The sequence below is a fragment of the Oleiphilus sp. HI0086 genome, assembly GCF_001635225.1.
Map to the genome: position 1 here is coordinate 1 of NZ_LWFZ01001403.1, position 940 is coordinate 940.

General features: G+C 45.5%; 2 protein-coding genes. Both read right to left on the reverse strand.

Going from position 1 to position 940, the window contains the following annotated elements; genetic code table 11:
- Nucleotides 1-403, reverse strand: a 403-nt coding sequence (gene ppa / locus A3756_RS23920; protein ID WP_068554892.1) for an inorganic diphosphatase, incomplete at its 3' end; no start/stop codon positions are given.
- A 69-nt stretch (nt 404-472) separates the two neighbouring features.
- A partial coding sequence (gene rpiA / locus A3756_RS23925; RefSeq protein ID WP_068554894.1) for a ribose-5-phosphate isomerase RpiA occupies nt 473-940 on the reverse strand: 468 nt, incomplete at its 5' end.

The following is a 940-nucleotide window of genomic DNA, read 5'->3' on the forward strand; positions in this document are numbered from 1 at the left end:
TCTGTTCTTTCAGTAACACTGGAATATCTTCAATATCCTGAATATCTTTGTACTCAGGAGATAGCTTGTCGTGAGGTACCGCTACTAGCTTCTCATCACCACCCGCTTCATCGTCCATGTCTAGCATGCCGATTGGGCGACAACGAATTACTGAGCCAGGTATAACTGGATATGGTGTGATAACCAATACATCTAATGGATCACCATCGTCAGCCAAAGTGTGCGGGATAAAACCGTAGTTTGCTGGGTAGAACATTGGCGTGGACATGAAACGGTCAACTACAACAGCTCCCATGTCTTTGTCGATTTCATATTTTACCGGGCTGCTTTGAGCTGGGATTTCAATTACGACGTTAATGTCGTTAGGAATGTCTTTTCCTGCTGGAATGTTGTCAAAAATCATAGCTTTGTCCTGTCGTTAATAAGCGGTGTTACTGACCTGAATTTTTTCGCAGAGCGATAAAGTGCGCGATTATACGGCTTCGTGCATTTTTACGCCAGATTCAGAGCCAACAAACAGCAGATCTGCGTGTCTAAGTGCAAATAAACCGTTAGTGACTACGCCTGTAAGGTTGTTGATTTCGGCTTCGAGCTTCTTCGGTTCGAGAATCTTCATGTTGTGAACGTCTAGAATATGATTGCCGTTGTCTGTTACGAAGCCTTCTCTATAAACCGGGTCACCACCAAGTTTGACAATTTCCCGGCCTACCAGGCTGCGTGCCATAGGGATAACTTCAATTGGAAGTGGGAACTCACCTAACAAGCCAACTTGCTTGGAGGCATCTACAATGCAGATGAATTTTTTGGCAACAGCAGCAACGATTTTCTCTCGAGTAAGTGCACCGCCGCCGCCTTTGATGAGCTCTAGTCGCTCGTTGCTTTCATCTGCGCCATCGACATAAAACTCCATTTCATCTACTGAGCCCAGCGCGTAAACAGG